Here is a 14,836-nt window from a genome sequence, read left to right as displayed (position 1 = left end):
GATGGCGGATGCCTCGACCCCGCTGGTGAGCGCCCTCGTGCCGACGTACAACGGCGCCGCGTTCATCGGGCGCACGCTCGACAGCCTCGCGGCGCAGACCTGGCCGAACCTCGAGATCGTGATCGGCGACGATCGGTCGACGGATGACACGCTCGCCGTGGTCCAGGGGTTCGCCGCCGATCATCCGAACGTCCGGATCCTCGAACGCGACGCCAACCTCGGCTGGCTCCGGAACTCCAACGACCTCATGGCGCAGGCGCGCGGTGAGCTCATGTTCTTCGCGTTCCACGATGACGTCGTGGCCCCGGACTACGTCGAGGCATTGGCGAGGGCGCTGAGCGCGCGTCCGGATGCGGTGCTCGCGTTCAGCGACATGGAGGTCCATGAGCTCGACGGGACCACCGAGCTGCAGGTGTTCGAGAAGCTCGAGGGCCTTCGAACGCCGATGGAGCGCGGCCGCGTCATGGTGCTCCGGCCGGGCGAGTGGTGGGTGCCGAATCGCGGGCTCTTCCGCGCCTCCGCCTTCGCCGAAGTGGGGGGCATCCACCCGAACGAGCGCGGCGAGTATTCCGCCGATTGGACCTGGTTGCTCGGGCTCGCGCTGATCGGTGAGTTCGTGCGCGTGCCCGAGGTGCTCTGCACGAAGTACTACATGTCGGGGAGCCTGTCCAAGCGGTGGCCGCACGACGCCGCCCAACGGCTCGCGCTCCAGCGCGCAGGGATCGCCGAGATCGGACGCAGTCGCCGCCTCAACCGCGCGCAGAAGGCGATGCTCGCCGGATTCCTCCGTCGACGCGTGCTCGGGCGTCGCCTGCCCGGCGGACTCAAGCGCGTGCTGAAGCGCCTCGGCCTCTGACGTCGGGAAGACCGCCGGGAGCGTACCGCAGACGGCGCACCGACGGAATGCCTAGACAATCTAAGTACCTTGTGGTCTTGTTGGTCTTGTGATCGCGGACAAGGGAACGACCGCACAGCGGGCGATCACGGCTGGGGGGTTGACCCCGGGGGGTCGGGGCCCCCCGGGTCTCCGCAGCGTCATCGCAGACTCGGCTGGGCCGATCGTCGATGACGCGCGAGCAGGACGAGTTCCTCCTCGGATCTCGCCATCCCCCTTGATGCACCGCGTCGTGCGGTGCCTCGCCGACAGAAAGGCACCTCTGTGAACATTCTGCTCATCATCGTCGCCATCATCGCCGTCATCCTGCTCTTCACCGGCGGCTTCGTGCAGTCCCTGAACTTCCTGCTCTGGGTCGGCATCATCCTGCTCGTACTGGCGGTCATCATCTGGCTCGTCCGGATGCTGACGGGCAACCGCACGCCCTGACCGACCGCTGACCCGTGCCGCGGGCCGTCGCAAAGGGGGCGACGGCCCGCCGCCATGTCACCGGGCGGATGACAGGAATGCGATGGCGGCGTCCTTGAACGCGCGGGCCGTGAGCGTCGAGACGTGGTCGCGTCCGGGGATCGTGACGAGGTCGCTCCCCCAGTCGAGGGCGAGTTCCTGCACGCCGCGCGGCACCGGGTCGTGCTCGCCGGCGACGAAGAGCACCGGGATGCCTCCCGGGATGGCGAGCGGCGCACCCTGCACGCCCTCGATGCAGGCGAGCAGGGCCTCGCGGTCGGCGCCGGCACGGATCGCCGGCGCGAGCACCTCGGCGATGAGCGGGTTCGATGGCGGCGTGTCGTGGAGCAGGTACGCCCTGGCCTCGTCGAGGCTCCAGGTGGCGAAGAGCTCGGACGGACCGGCCCCGCCGACCACGGCGCGACGCACGCGGTCGGGCGCCAGCTCGCAGAGTGCCGACACGACACGATTGCCCATCGAATAGCCGACCACGTCGACGATCGACGCGCCCGCCGAGTCGAGCACGGCGATGAGGTCGGCGCCGAGCCGATCGGGCGAGTACGCATCGCCCTGCGCCGGCTTGTCGCTCTGACCGTGACCGCGCAGGTCCACCAGGATCACCGAACGCCCCGCGTCCGCCAGGGCGCGGACCCAGCCCGTGCCCTCCCAGGTCACGGCCGAGGTGGACGCGAAGCCGTGGACCAGGAGCACGGGAGGCGGCGATCCGTCGCCGGCGTCGAGCTCACCGATGGTGCGGTACGCGATGAGCACGCCGTCGGCCGCCTCGGCGTGGAGCATGGGAACGGGCGCGGACGACGCCGCCCTCACGCGGACGTTCCCGCCGTGTTGCCCGCGTCCGCATCGCCGGGTGCGCCGGACTCGGGCGACTCGACGATCGTCGCGGTCGGCAGGGCGCCCGAGTCCACGATCGCGACTCCGGCGTGCCCGAGCTCGGCGATGGCGGCGTCGGACGTCGTGTCGTCGACCCCCGCGACGAGGTCGCGCAGCACGCGCACGTGCTGGCCGTGCTCGAGCGCGTCCAGGGCGCTCGCTCGCACGCAGTAGTCGGTCGCGATGCCCACGAGGTCGATGTCGGTGATGCCGTGCCGCGTGAGCAGGTCGGCGATCGTGTCGCCCGCGTCATCCGTGCCCTCGAAGATCGAGTACGCGGCGATGCCCTGGCCCTTGCGGATGTGCGCGTCGACATGCGACGTGTCCAGCGCGGGGTGGTACTCGGCGCCCGGCGTTCCGGCCACGCAGTGCTCGGGCCAGGTCGTGACGTAGTCCGGCTCCGAATCGGTGGCGAAATGACCGTCGTTGTGGTCGTCGGGGTTGTGCCAGTCGCGCGAGGCGACCACGAGGTCGTATCCGGCGCCGTGCTCGGCGAGGTACTCGGAGATCCGCGCCGCCGTCGCGGCGCCGCCCTCGACGCCGAGGGCTCCGCCCTCGGTGAAGTCGTTCTGCACGTCGATGATGAACAGGGCGCGACTCATGATCGGCTCCTTCGCTCTTCGGGTCTCGACGGGGCCATCCGTCGTCGATTCCATTCTGTCGCGGATCCGCGCGGTCGGCGCCCGTTCCCGGGCCCCGCCTCCCGATCAGGTGTTCGCGAGCTCGTCACCGCAGCGGTAGAAGCCCGTCGTGAGGGTGTCGATGGCCTGCTTCGCGGCGTCGGTGACGTCGCCGAGCGCGTAGATCGCGAACGTGAGCGTGGTGCCGTCCTGGGCGTGGATGATGCCGGCCAGCGTGTAGCCGGTCGTGATCCAGCCCGTCTTGGCGAAGACCGCGCCGTCGGCGACCGCGTTGTCGCCCGCGAATCGATCCGCGTACGACAGCGAACCCTTCTGCCCCGAGACCGGCAGTCCGTCTCGGATGACGCCGAGGTTGCCCTCGCGGGCCTCGACCTTGTCGAACAGCCGCGTCAGGTAGGCCGGCGGCACGGCGTTCTCCGGTGACAGACCCGAGCCGTCGATGACCCGGATGCCGCCCCGCGCGATGCCGTACGTGGCGAGCACCTGGCGGATCGCCGGGTCGATGGCCTCGAACGTGCCGCCCGTCCCGACCTCGATCGCGACCAGGCGCGCAAGCATCTCCGCCGCGGTGTTGTCGGACACGATGAGCGACTTCTCGACGAGCTGCGCGACGGTCGGCGACCACACCCGGCCGAGCTCGGCGGCGCCCGACGGAGCCGTGCCGCGCCCGATCGACCCGATGCCGCCGAGCTCGGCGGCGAACGCCTCGCCCGCGCGGGCGACGGGGTCCGTGCCGCGTGCCGACGTGTTCGCGTACGGATCCTGGCGGTCGCCGTCGACCATGAGCGCGGTGATGTTCGGCATGTAGCCGAGCTCGCGCTCGGCCGGATCCCAGCTGGCGTGCCATGCGTCGCCGCCGAAGAGCGAGCTGTCGAGCACGAGCTTGGTCAGCGGCGGGTTCGACGGGTCGGCCTCCCACGCGGCGCGTACCTGGCGGGCCAGGTCGTCGAGATGCGCGGCGCCGGGGTACACGGTCTCGCTCCCGCTCGGGGTCCGCGACAGCGTGAGGTCGCCGCCGCCGACGAGCACGACCGAGCCCGGCTCGGTGCCCCGCACCACGGTGGTGGCGAAGCGGTGGTCGGGGGCGAACACGGCGAGCGCCGCGGCGGACGTGAGCACCTTCATGACGCTCGCGGTGCGGGACGCCGTGAGGCCCCCACGGTCGAAGAGGATCTCGCCCGTGCCGGCGTTCATCACCTGCGCCTGCAGGTTCGCCAGGCGCGGGTCGGCGGCGAGGTCGGCGACCGAACACGTGCGCACCCGCGGCGGCGGCACGCTGGCCGCGGCCGCCTGCGGGGTCGGCGTCGGAGTCGGCGTGGGCGTCGTCGTCTCGGTCGGCAACGGCTCAGGCGCGGCCGACGGCGGCGCATTCAGGGCGGCGCCGAGCGCGACCGCTCCCCCGCCGACGAGCGCCACGGCCACGAGCGCAGCGGCGGCCGCCAGCGCGCGGTGCCGGGCGATCAGGCCGCGGATGCCGCGGGGCGAGGTCTGAGGATCCATCCGCGGCATTGTACGGATCGCACCCGGGTGCACCGTGGGAGGCGGTCCGCGTCAGTCTCCGCAGAAGTCGGGGATGACGTCCTCGATGATCGCGACCAGCGTCCGCAGCGACGCGATCGACACCCACTCCTCGTCGGCGTGGGCGCCGCCACCCGCAGCGCCCACGAGCACCACGGGAATGCCCGCCTCGGCGATCAGGCCGGCATCGGTCCACCACGGGTCGCCGCGGTGGACGACGGGCGCACCGCCTTCGCGCTCCACGGCCGCCAGGACGGCCCGGGCGATCGGCGATGCGGGGTCGGCCTCCATGCCGGGTCGCGTGACGAGCTCCTCGATGCGTGCCGGGCGGGATGCCGCGAGCGCCCGCTCGAGCTCGGGACCGGGGTCGGTCTCGCCTGGAAGGGTGCGCCGCTCGACGACGAGCGTGCAGCGGTCGGCGACGGTCGCGGCATCCGTCCCGCCCTCGATGGTGGCCACCCGCACGCTCCCGTTGCCGAGCAGCGGATGGCGCGGACGCGCGCGCAGCTCGGCCGCGATCGCTCGTAGCGCGACCAGGCCGTCGAGCGCCCGATCGATGGCGTCGACACCGAGCTCGGGTTGCGACCCGTGGGCCGCTACGCCCTCGTATTCGACGCGGTACCAGGCGAATCCGCGGTGCGCGAGCGTCACCTCGAGGTCGGTGGGCTCCAGCACCACCGCACCGTCGGGCAGCGCCGCTCCCTCGGCGTCGAGTGCCGCGAGGAGCTCCTCCATCCCGACCGAGCCGAACTCCTCGTCGGCGGCGAACGCGAGCACCACGTCGCCGGCGAGGTCGTGCGGCGCCTCGGCGGCCGCGATCATCGCGGCGGCCAGTCCGCCTGCCATGTCGTACGCGCCGCGACCGACGACGCGATCGTCAGCGGACGGCGCGGACGCGCCATCCGCCCCCGCCCCGTCGCCGCCGACCGTGTCGAGGTGGCCGGCCAGGAGGAGCGTTCGACCACCGCCGGTACCCCGCCGCCGGGCGAGGACGCTGGACCGGGCTGGGTCCGCACCGACGAGGCGGACCTCGAACCCGCGAGTACCGAGCCACTCCGCGACGAACTCGGCGAGCTCCTGCTCGCCCGCCCCGCCCGCGACCAGCGATGGGTTGACGGCGTCGATGCCGACCAGCCGGCGCGCGAGCGACACGACGTCCTCACCATCGCGCCGCGGCGCGGTCGGCACATCCGCCCGGATCAGTCCTCCCCGGGGTAGCGCAGGCCGATCTCGGCGCGGATGCGGTCGAGCGTGCCCATGATCTCCACCGACCCCTCGGTCGGGAGGATGTCGCCGCCGTCGAGCCGACCCTCGGCCACGAGGCGTTCGAAGGCCTCGGCCTGGAAGTGCATGCCCCGGCCATTGACCTCGGAACGGAACTCCTCGAGCACCGAGCCGTCGGGCGCGACGACGCGGAACGTGGTCGGCGCGTACCAGATGGCGTCGATCTCGATGCGGGCCTGCGTGCCGAGGATCACGGCGCGGTTCGGCCCCGCCGTGTCGCTCGCCGAGTACGTGCTGGCGATGCGACCCGAGTCGTACCCGAGCTGGACTGCGATGCCGGCGTCGGCACCCGTCGAGCGGAACACCGCGGTCGACTGGATGGTCGTCGGCGCGCCGAAGAGGTCCCAGGCGAACGAGATCGGGTAGATGCCGAGGTCGAGCAGCGCACCGCCGCCCAGCTCGAGGGCGTTGAGCCGGTGCGCGGGGTCGTCGGAGAGCTTCTGCGTGTGATCGGCGACCAGTGATCGAACGTCGCCGAGCGTGCCCGCTGCGATGATCTCGCGGATGCGCACCATGTGCGGCAGGTAGCGCGTCCACATCGCCTCGAGGGCGAGCACGCCGCGCTCGCGCGCGGCGTCGGCGACCGCGCGGGCCTCGGCCTGGTTCAGGGCGAACGGCTTCTCGACGAGCACGTGCTTGCCCGCTTCGATCGCGAGCAGCGCGACCGCGGCGTGGAACGGATGCGGCGTGGCGATGTAGACCGCATCGATGTCGGGATCGGCGAGGAGCCGGTCGTAGCCGCCGTACGCGGTCGGGATCCCGAACTCGTCGGCGAACGCCTGCGCGGTGTCGAGCGAGCGCGAACCGGCGGCCTTCACGTCGAAGCCGTTGAGCAGCAGGTCGTTCGTGAAGACGTGGGCGATGCCGCCCGGGGCGAGGATGCCCCAGCGAAGTCGATCGGTCATGCGGGCAGCCTATCGCCGGGGCGGGCCGGACCGACCGGCCGATCGTCGGCGTCGGCGTCGGCGTCGGTTCACGTGACACCCGTTCTGGGAAGGTGCGGTTTCCTCTGCTTCCCGCTACGGTTCGGCCATGTCGGCACGTTCGATCCGAAGGAGCCGCATCGTCGGCTCGACCGTCGCGGCCATCGTCGCCCTCACCGCCGCCCTCGGCGGCGCCGCACCTGCCGGTGCCGTCCAGCCGGCCCCCGTGGCCAAGTACGTCGCCCTCGGTGATTCGTACGCCGCCGGCCAGGGCGCGGCAGCGCCACTCGATTCGTGCCTCCGCAGCAATGCGGCCTACCCCGTTCTGCTCGACGCCGAGCCGCGCACGAACCTCCTGCGGTTCCCCGCATGCTCGGGCGACGGGATCGCGGAGGTCGCGGCGACGCAGCTCTCGCAGGTCAACCGCGGCACGACCCTCGTGACGCTCACCGTCGGGGCGAACGATCTCGGTGCCGGCGCGGCGTACGCCGCGTGTGTCCCCGACCCGACCTCGTTCGCGTGCGCCGCTGCGCTCGCCACGGTCCAGCAGGTGCTGCAGTCCGGTGCGATCGCCACCGGCGTCGGCGGGCTCGTGGCGGCGATCGCCGAGCGTGCACCGAACGCGCACATCGTCGTGACCGACTACCCGATCCCGTTCAAGCCCGCACTGCAACCGCCGATCACCGACGCCGTCAACGCGGCGATCGTCCAGCTCGACACGCAGATCGCGCAGGCCGTCGCCGCCGCGGCCGCGGCCGGGGCCGACGTGGAGCTCGCGAGCGTCGCCCTCGCCTTCGTCGGGCACCAGATCGGCGACCCCACACCGTGGCTCGGCGCCGATTCCACGAACCCGATCACGTTCCTTCACCCGACCGCAGACGGCCAGGCCGTCTATCGCGCCGCGGTCCTCACCGCGCTCGCAAGCTGAGGGGATCGACATGTCCGTGCTGTCCACCCGTCCTGACGCCGCCGTCACCGCCGACCGCCGACCTCTCGTCGCGCTCGCCGCCGCGCTCCTCGCGGGCGTCGTCGTCGCGATCGCCGGCGCCGCCGCCGGGCCCACCGCGCCCGCGTCCGCCGCCGTCACCGAGCTCGACTACGCGGCGGTGGGCGACTCGTACGCGGCCGGCACGGGCGCGCGCCCCTACCTCGACTCGACCTGCTATCGCAGCTCGAAGTCGTACCCGAAGCTGCTCGACCTCGACGCGAACCGCCGACTGGTCTCGTTCCCGGCATGCTCCGGCGCATCGACCGTCGAGACGGTCAGCCAGGTCGCGACGATCCCGACGACCACGAAGGTCGTGACGGTCACCGTGGGCGGCAACGACGTCGGGTTCTCGAAGGTCATGCAGAACTGCTTCGTGCTCCCGCGCAGCACCTGCAAGGCGACCATCGACGCCGGCACCGCCGTGGCCAACTCCCAGGCCTTCAAGGACAAGCTGGCCTCCGTGCTGACTGCCGTCCGGAACCGCACCGAGCCGGATGCCACGGTCATCGTCGCGGGGTACCCGCAGCTGTTCCATCTCACGAACGGCGTCAACCGCAAGTACGCGTGGGCCGACGAGGTGAACGCGCAGACCGTGGTGCTCAACAACGTCATCAAGACGGTGGTCGTCGCCAACGGCGCGAAGTTCGTCGACGTGCAGACCGCCTTCGCCGGGCACGGCATCGGCAGCGTTGCGCCGTGGATCAACGACTGGAACTGGCTGAGGACCGTCGACGGCTTCCACCCGAATGCGACCGGTTACGTCGCCTATGCCAACGCGATCCGCGCGGTCCCGGTGGCCTGACGCCGGTGGGAATGACGAACGGCCCGGACATCGTCCGGGCCGTTCGCGCTGGAGCCGCCTGTGGGAATCGAACCCACGACCTATTCATTACGAGTGAATCGCTCTGCCGACTGAGCTAAGGCGGCGTGACCTCGTCTCGGCGGAACCGGACGGGCACGAGAGACCATGTTAGCGGGTTTTCGAAGGCCGCATGACCACGGTGCGGGCACCCGCGGCGGTCAGCACTCCGGGTCGGACTCGGGCACGCTTCCGTCGAGGAAGTACGCCTCGACCACCTGATCGACGCACGCGTTGGACTTGCGGTAGGCGGTGTGCCCTTCGCCGTCGTAGGTCACGAGCACGCCGCTGTCGAGCTGGTCGGCGAGCGCGACCGCATCCTCATACGGCGTCGCCGGATCGCCCGTCGTGCCGACGACGAGGATCGGTGCCGCGCCCTCGGCCGTGATGGGTTCGCGCGGCCCATCGCCCGCAGAGGGCCAGTTCGCGCAACCGACGTCACCGTAGCTGAAGTACGGCCCGATGATCGGCGCAGCCTCGGCGAGTTCGGCGGCCCTCTGCCGCATCGACGCGACATCGGCGTCGTACGTGTAGTCCAGGCAGTTGATCGCACGGAACGCTTCGACCGAGTTGTCGCGGTACGTGCCGTCGGTCTCCCGCCCGTTGTAGCCGTCGGCGAACGCGAGCGCCGTGTCGGCCTGGCCGAACATGACGGACTCGAACATGTCGCTGAGGTACGGCCAGGTCTCGGGGCTGTACAGCGGGTAGATGATCGCGAGCACCAGGGCGTCGGCGCCGAGTTCCCGCCCGTCGCTCCCCTTCAGAGGGCTCGCGTCGACCGAGGCGAGCAGGCGCGCGACCTCGTCGGCCGCCTCGTCGACCGTGCCCGAGAACGGGCATTCGTCGGACGCCAGGCAGTCCGCGAGGTAGCCGCGCAGCGCGTGTTCGAACCCGACCGACTGGGCGATGTTGACCTCGTCGAGGCTGGTCGAGGGGTCGACCGCGCCGTCGAGTACGAGTCGGCCCACCTTGTCGGGGTAGAGGCCGGCGTAGGTCGCGCCCAGGAACGTGCCGTACGAGTAGCCGAGGTAGTTCAGCTTCTCGTCGCCGAGGACCGCGCGCAGCAGGTCGAGATCGCGCGCCGCGCTCTCGGTGTCGACGTTGGCGAGCAGTTCACCGGTGCCGGCAGCGCACGCGGCCCCGAAGTCCTCGTTCGGGTCGCTGGCGGCGGCGATCCACTCGTCGCTGCCGCGCTCGGCCGGGATCACGCCGTAGATGAACGCATCCTTCTCGGCGTCGTCGTAGCAGGTCACCGGCGTGGACCGCCCCACGCCGCGGGGGTCGAATCCGACGACGTCGAAGTGGTCCTGGAGGCGCGGACCGACCGCGTAGTCCAGCGATTCGGAGATGAAGTCGTACCCCGACCCGCCGGGACCGCCCGGGTTCACGAGCAGCGACCCGTACTTCTCGCCTCGCGCGGGCTGACGTACGAGCGCGAGGTCGATGCTGTCGGCCTCAGGCGCCGACCAGTCGAGGGGCGCAGTGGCCGTCGCGCACTGCATCTCGCCGCACGGCTCCCATTCGAGCACCTGCGAGTAGTACGGCTCGAGCTCGGCCGTCACCTTCTCGCCCGTCGGCTCGGAGCGGGCGCTGCCCGGCCCCGTCAGGAACGACGGGAATGCGCATCCGGTCATCACCAGCGCCGTCGCGGCGGCGAGTGCAGCCAGCAGCCGTCGCGCGCGTGTCACGATCGAACCCCCCGTGCGGCCTCGGGACGCCGGATCGCCGAGACCAGCATCGCCTCGAGCGCCAGTGCGGGCTGCACGTTGCCGTCGATGCGCACGCGGGCCTCCTGGATGGCGTCGAGCGTGGCGAGCGTGCGAGCGGGCGGGGCGGATGCCGCGGCCCGCGCGATGTCGTCGGCGATCTCGAGGTTGACCAGCGCGACGTCGGCCCCGAGCTGCGTGACGAGGATGTCGCGGAACAGCGACGCGAGATCGACCAGGATGCGGTCGATGCCGTCGCGCAGGCTGCGGGTCGCGCGGCGCTTCTGGTCCTCCTCGAGTGCGCGCAGTTGAGAACGCAGGGCGGCAGGCACCGCCTGGCCGGGCGCTACGCCCAGCGAGCGGAGCGTGTGCTCGCGTTCCTCGGCGTCGCGCAGCTCGGTGATCGCCTTCGCGTCGTCGCCGGCGATCTCGAGCAGTCGTGCCGCCGCGGCCACCGCACCGGGGGTCGAACGCACCGAGAGCGCGAGGCGCAGCGTCTCGGCACGACGGTCGCGCGCCTCGGCGCTGGTGGCCAGCCGGTGCGCCATGCCGATGTGGCTCTGCGCCTCTCGCGCGGCCCGCTCGGCGAGCCCCGGATCGACGCCGTCGCGGCGCGCTAGGAGCGCGGCGACATCGGCCACGCTCGGCACCTGGAGTCGCACCGACCGCACGCGCGATCGGATGGTCGGGATGAGGTCGGCCTCGCTCGGGGCGCACAGGATCCAGACGGTGCGTACGGGCGGCTCTTCGAGCTCCTTCAGCAGCACGTTGGAGGTCTGCTCGGTCATCCTGTCGGCGTCCTCGACGACGATGACGCGGTGCCGGCCGACCGATGGCGCGTAGTGCGAGCGCTCGACGATCTTGCGCACGTCGGCGACCTTGATGATCACGCCCTCGGTCGCGAGCACGTGGAGGTCGGGGTGGCTGCGAGCGACGACCTGGGCGTGCACCGCCTCGTCGCCGTCGGGTACACCGGAGAGCAGCGCCTCGGCGAACGCGTACGCCAGGTTGGAGCGGCCGGAGCCGGGCGGGCCGGTGATCAGCCACGAATGCGTCATGTCGGATGACGCGGGCGCACCGTGCGCGGCCGTCGATGCGGTCGCCGCCGCGCGCAGCACGGCGATCGCGGCATCCTGGCCGGTCAGGTCGCTCCACACGGTCACGATTCCACGCTACCTGCCGCTGCCGACGCGGATGCCGCTCCCCGGCGCACTCACAGCAGGGGCTCGACCCGCTCGGAGATGCGCGCGGCGATCTCGTCGACCGGCAGCGTCGCGTCGACGACGAGGAAGCGCTCGGGCTCGGCCGCGGCGAGGCCGAGGTACGCGTCGCGCACCCGGGCGTGGAACTCCCCCGCCTCGGCCTCGAGCCGGTCGTATCGCGTGCGCGCATCCTGCAGGCGGCCCCGCGCGACCTCCCACGGCAGGTCGAGCAGCACCGTGAGGTCGGGCATGAGCCCCTCGGTCGCCCACTCGGACAGCGAACGCACCTCGCCGGCGTCGAGGACCCGCCCCGCGCCCTGGTAGGCGACGGACGAATCGACGTATCGGTCCTGGACCACGACGTCTCCGCGCGCGATCGCGGGCCGCACGACGGTCGCGACGTGGTGCGCCCGATCGGCCGCGTAGAGCAGCGCCTCGGCCCGCGGCGCCACGTCGCCCCGATGGTGCAGCACGATCTCGCGGACCTCGATGCCGACCGGGGTGCCGCCGGGCTCGCGGGTCCGCACGACCGCACGACCGCGTTCGACGAGCCACTGCTCGAGCAGGCTCGCCTGGGTGGACTTGCCGGAACCGTCGCCGCCCTCGAGGGTGACGAACAGTCCGCGGCTCACGCCGAGCTCGACTTCTTCGAGCGCGTCGAGGTCGAGCGCTTCGCCGCGGTCGTCCGCTTGGCACGGGGCGCCGCGGGGCCCTTGTCGCGCTTGACCTGCAGCAGCTCGGCCGCGCGCTCGAACGTGATGTCCTCCACGGTCTCGCCGCGCGGGATGGTCGCGTTCGTCGTCCCGTCGGTCACGTAGGGTCCGAACCGGCCGTCCTTGACCTTGATCGGCTTGCCGCTGACCGGGTCCTCGGCGAACTCCTTCAGCGCGCTCGAGGCGCGCCGCGCACCGTACTTGGGCTGCGCGAGCAGTTCGAGCGCCCCGGGGAGGTCGATCTCGAAGATCGCGTCCTCGCTGGGAAGCGTGCGGGTCTCGGCACCCTTCTTGAGGTACGGGCCGTAGCGGCCGTTCTGCGCGGTGATCTCGTCGCCCGACTCGGGGTCGGCGCCGACGATGCGCGGCAGGTCGAGCAGCTTCAGCGCGGTCGCGAGGTCGATCTCGGCGGGCTCCATGCTCTTGAACAGCGAGGCCGTGCGCGGCTTGGGCGCCGCGGCCTTCTTCGCGCCGCGCTTGGGCTTGGCGGGTTCCGCGACCACGCCGGTGGCGGGGTCGACGACGGGCTCGGCCGACTCGGGCTCGGGCTCGAGCTCGGTGACGTACGGTCCGAACCGGCCGTCCTTGACGACGACCTGCTTGCCGTTGTCGGGGTTCGCGCCGAGCACCCGGTCGCCCTGGACGGGCGCCTCGATGAGCTCGCGCGCCTTCTCGGCGGTGAGCTCGTCGGGTGCGAGGTCGTCGGGCAGGTTCACGCGGCGCGGCGCGGCGTCGGGCGCCGCACCGGGCTCGACCGTCTCGAGGTAGGGCCCGTACTTGCCGATGCGGAGCGTGACCCCCGGCGCGATCTCGACCGAGTTGATCTCGCGCGCGTCGATCTCGCCGAGGTTGTCGACGACCTGGCGCAGGCCCTTGTGGCGGTCGCTGCCGAAGTAGAACTCGTTGAGCCAGTCCACGCGGTCGGCCTCGCCCGACGCGATGCGGTCGAGGTCGTCCTCCATCTCGGCGGTGAAGTCGTACTCGACGAGGTCGCCGAAGTGCTCCTCGAGCAGGCGGACCACCGAGAAGGCGACCCAGCTCGGCACGAGTGCCTGGCCGCGCTGCGAGACGTACCCGCGGTCGAGGATGGTCGAGATGATCGAGGCGAACGTCGAGGGGCGGCCGATGCCGAGCTCTTCCAGCCGCTTGACGAGGCTCGCCTCGGTGTAGCGCGGCGGCGGACTCGTCTCGTGGCCCTTCTCCTCGAGCTCGGCCAGCCCGACCGCCTGCCCCTCGTTCAGCGGCGGCAGCTTCGCCTCGCCGGGCGAGTCGTCGGCGTTGCGCTCCTCGTCGCGGCTCTCTTCGTAGGCGGCGAGGAAGCCGCGGAACGTGATGACCGTGCCGCTGGCGGTGAACTCGGCCGTGGTGCCCGCCACGGGCGCCGTCGCCGACTCGGGCGTCGTCGCATCGGCCGCGGTGGGACCGACCTCGATGGTGACGGTCGCCGTCTGGCCCTTCGCGTCGGCCATCTGCGAGGCGACCGTGCGCTTCCAGATGAGGTCGTACAGCTTGAACTCGCTGCCGCGCAGCACGTTCTGCAGTTCGGCGGGCGTGCGGAACACCTCGCCCGACGGGCGGATCGCCTCGTGCGCCTCTTGCGCGTTCTTCGACTTGCCCGCGTACGCGCGGGGCTTCTCGGGCACGCTGTCGGCGCCGTACAGCTTGACGGCCTGCGTGCGCGCGGCCTGGATCGCCTGCTGCGAGAGCGACACCGAGTCGGTGCGCATATAGGTGATGTACCCGTTCTCGTACAGCGACTGCGCCACGCGCATGGTGTCGCGGGCGGACAGCCGCAGCTTGCGCGCGGACTCCTGCTGCAGCGTGGAGGTCGTGAACGGAGCCGCGGGTCGCCGCGAGTACGGCTTCGACTCCACGCGACTCACGCGGCGCGCGACCGTGTCGTCGCGGAGGGCCGCGGCGAGCGCGTGGGCCGTCGGCTCGTCGAGGACGACGGCCTTGCCCGTCAGACGGCCCGAGTCGTCGAAGTCGCGGCCGGTGGCGACGCGCTCTCCGCCGACGCGGACGAGCTTCGCGTCGAAGCCCGAGTCGTCGCTCGTGAAGCGGCCGACGAGGTCCCAGTAGGACGCCGGAACGAACGCCAGTCGCTCGCGCTCGCGGTCGACCACGAGCCGCGTCGCGGCGGACTGGACGCGGCCGGCGGACAGGCCCGGCCCGACCTTGCGCCACAGCACCGGCGAGACCTCGTAGCCGTACAGCCGGTCGAGGATGCGACGGGTCTCCTGCGCATCGACGAGCGCCGTGTCGAGCTCGCGGGTCTGGTCCTTCGCCTTGAGGATGGCGTCCTTCGTGATCTCGTGGAAGACCATGCGCCGCACGGGCACCTTGGGCTTGAGCTCCTGCAGGAGGTGCCACGCGATGGCCTCGCCCTCGCGATCCTCATCGGTGGCGAGGAGGAGCTCGTCGGCGTCCTTCAGCGCGCGCTTGAGTTCGGCGACCGTCTTCTTCTTCGAATCGGAGACCACGTAGTACGGCTCGAACCCGTTCTCGACGTCGACGGAGAACTTGCCGAGGGAGCCCTTCTTGAGCTCGGCCGGGAGGTTCTTGGGCTCGATGAGGTCGCGGATGTGGCCGACCGAGGAGAGCACCTCGTAGCCGTCGCCGAGGTACGCGGCGATCGACTTCATCTTCGTCGGCGACTCCACGATCACGAGCTTCTTCGTGCCTGGCACCGGACTCCTTATTGCTGATGACACTGGACGGGGAACGCACGACGTCGCCTCGCCCCCGAGCGGTGTGCTGATCGGCCGG

The 14,836-nt window shown here is 71.7% G+C and carries 12 protein-coding genes, 1 tRNA gene and 1 pseudogene; 4 read left to right on the top strand and 10 right to left on the bottom strand.

Annotated elements, in window-relative coordinates; translation table 11 throughout:
• Window position 1: 1 nt before the first annotated feature.
• The gene (locus tag ACFQ58_RS12125; protein ID WP_376951359.1) at window positions 2–856 is read left to right on the top strand and encodes a glycosyltransferase family 2 protein; all 855 of its coding nucleotides are present in this window, start codon (window positions 2–4) and stop codon (window positions 854–856) included.
• Window positions 857–1,159: 303 nt separating this feature from the next.
• Entirely contained in the window at window positions 1,160–1,324 is a 165-nt protein-coding gene (locus ACFQ58_RS12120; protein ID WP_376951358.1) for a hypothetical protein, read from the top strand.
• A 57-nt stretch (window positions 1,325–1,381) separates the two neighbouring features.
• Here the strand turns inward: ACFQ58_RS12120 and ACFQ58_RS12115 are convergent, their stop codons facing one another.
• The 5 genes from ACFQ58_RS12115 to ACFQ58_RS12095 form a co-directional block, all read right to left on the bottom strand.
• Entirely contained in the window at window positions 1,382–2,140 is a 759-nt protein-coding gene (locus tag ACFQ58_RS12115; protein ID WP_376951357.1) for an alpha/beta fold hydrolase, read from the bottom strand.
• A gap of 26 nt (window positions 2,141–2,166) precedes the next feature.
• Window positions 2,167–2,835, bottom strand: a complete 669-nt coding sequence (locus tag ACFQ58_RS12110; RefSeq protein WP_376951356.1) for an isochorismatase family protein — start codon at window positions 2,833–2,835, stop codon at window positions 2,167–2,169.
• 105 nt (window positions 2,836–2,940) lie between these two features.
• Entirely contained in the window at window positions 2,941–4,374 is a 1,434-nt protein-coding gene (locus ACFQ58_RS12105; RefSeq protein ID WP_376951355.1) for a D-alanyl-D-alanine carboxypeptidase/D-alanyl-D-alanine-endopeptidase, read from the bottom strand.
• 51 nt (window positions 4,375–4,425) lie between these two features.
• Window positions 4,426–5,544 carry a M20/M25/M40 family metallo-hydrolase gene (locus ACFQ58_RS12100; RefSeq protein WP_376951354.1) on the bottom strand — a complete coding sequence of 373 codons (1,119 nt, stop codon included), beginning with the start codon at window positions 5,542–5,544 and terminating at the stop codon, window positions 4,426–4,428.
• A 47-nt stretch (window positions 5,545–5,591) separates the two neighbouring features.
• Window positions 5,592–6,581: a Gfo/Idh/MocA family protein gene (locus ACFQ58_RS12095; RefSeq protein ID WP_376951353.1), complete on the bottom strand. Its 990-nt coding sequence runs from the start codon at window positions 6,579–6,581 to the stop codon at window positions 5,592–5,594.
• 127 nt (window positions 6,582–6,708) lie between these two features.
• On the opposite strand from ACFQ58_RS12095, the gene ACFQ58_RS12090 reads away from it, so the two are divergent.
• Together ACFQ58_RS12090 and ACFQ58_RS12085 are read left to right on the top strand one after the other, a co-directional pair.
• Window positions 6,709–7,527, top strand: coding sequence for a GDSL-type esterase/lipase family protein (locus ACFQ58_RS12090; protein ID WP_376951352.1), 819 nt, complete (start codon window positions 6,709–6,711; stop codon window positions 7,525–7,527).
• 10 nt (window positions 7,528–7,537) lie between these two features.
• Complete coding sequence (locus ACFQ58_RS12085; protein ID WP_376951351.1) at window positions 7,538–8,389, top strand: SGNH/GDSL hydrolase family protein; 852 nt, start codon at window positions 7,538–7,540, stop codon at window positions 8,387–8,389.
• 49 nt (window positions 8,390–8,438) lie between these two features.
• Here the strand turns inward: ACFQ58_RS12085 and ACFQ58_RS12080 are convergent.
• The 5 genes and pseudogenes from ACFQ58_RS12080 to topA form a co-directional block, all read right to left on the bottom strand.
• Window positions 8,439–8,514 (bottom strand) — tRNA-Thr (locus ACFQ58_RS12080).
• A gap of 93 nt (window positions 8,515–8,607) precedes the next feature.
• Complete coding sequence (locus ACFQ58_RS12075) at window positions 8,608–10,080, bottom strand: alpha/beta hydrolase (protein ID WP_376951620.1); 1,473 nt, start codon at window positions 10,078–10,080, stop codon at window positions 8,608–8,610.
• A gap of 50 nt (window positions 10,081–10,130) precedes the next feature.
• Window positions 10,131–11,315 carry a DNA polymerase III subunit delta' gene (locus tag ACFQ58_RS12070; RefSeq protein WP_376951350.1) on the bottom strand — a complete coding sequence of 395 codons (1,185 nt, stop codon included), beginning with the start codon at window positions 11,313–11,315 and terminating at the stop codon, window positions 10,131–10,133.
• Between the two features lie 50 nt (window positions 11,316–11,365).
• Window positions 11,366–11,986, bottom strand: a complete 621-nt coding sequence (gene tmk / locus ACFQ58_RS12065; protein WP_376951349.1) for a dTMP kinase — start codon at window positions 11,984–11,986, stop codon at window positions 11,366–11,368.
• Window positions 11,986–14,757: pseudogene (gene topA, locus ACFQ58_RS12060) on the bottom strand (type I DNA topoisomerase); the annotation flags it as partial. The pseudogene topA and the gene tmk, both read right to left, overlap by 1 nt.
• Window positions 14,758–14,836: the final 79 nt, after the last annotated feature.

The organism is Agromyces sp. NPDC056523, from assembly GCF_042794545.1.
In the GTDB taxonomy this organism is placed as follows: Bacteria; Actinomycetota; Actinomycetes; order Actinomycetales; family Microbacteriaceae; genus Agromyces.
This window is presented reverse-complemented; position numbering and strand designations above follow the sequence as displayed.

Excerpts from the sequence above, each read along its gene's own strand:
- ACFQ58_RS12095 (WP_376951353.1), bottom strand. The coding sequence starts at position 6,581 with ATGACCGATCGACTTCGCTGGGGCATCCTCGCCCCGGGCGGCATCGCC.
- ACFQ58_RS12125 (WP_376951359.1), top strand. The coding sequence starts at position 2 with ATGGCGGATGCCTCGACCCCGCTGGTGAGCGCCCTCGTGCCGACGTAC.
- ACFQ58_RS12075 (WP_376951620.1), bottom strand. The coding sequence starts at position 10,080 with ATGACCGGATGCGCATTCCCGTCGTTCCTGACGGGGCCGGGCAGCGCC.
- ACFQ58_RS12115 (WP_376951357.1), bottom strand. The coding sequence starts at position 2,140 with ATGCTCCACGCCGAGGCGGCCGACGGCGTGCTCATCGCGTACCGCACC.
- ACFQ58_RS12110 (WP_376951356.1), bottom strand. The coding sequence starts at position 2,835 with ATGAGTCGCGCCCTGTTCATCATCGACGTGCAGAACGACTTCACCGAG.
- ACFQ58_RS12090 (WP_376951352.1), top strand. The coding sequence starts at position 6,709 with ATGTCGGCACGTTCGATCCGAAGGAGCCGCATCGTCGGCTCGACCGTC.
- ACFQ58_RS12085 (WP_376951351.1), top strand. The coding sequence starts at position 7,538 with ATGTCCGTGCTGTCCACCCGTCCTGACGCCGCCGTCACCGCCGACCGC.
- ACFQ58_RS12105 (WP_376951355.1), bottom strand. The coding sequence starts at position 4,374 with ATGGATCCTCAGACCTCGCCCCGCGGCATCCGCGGCCTGATCGCCCGG.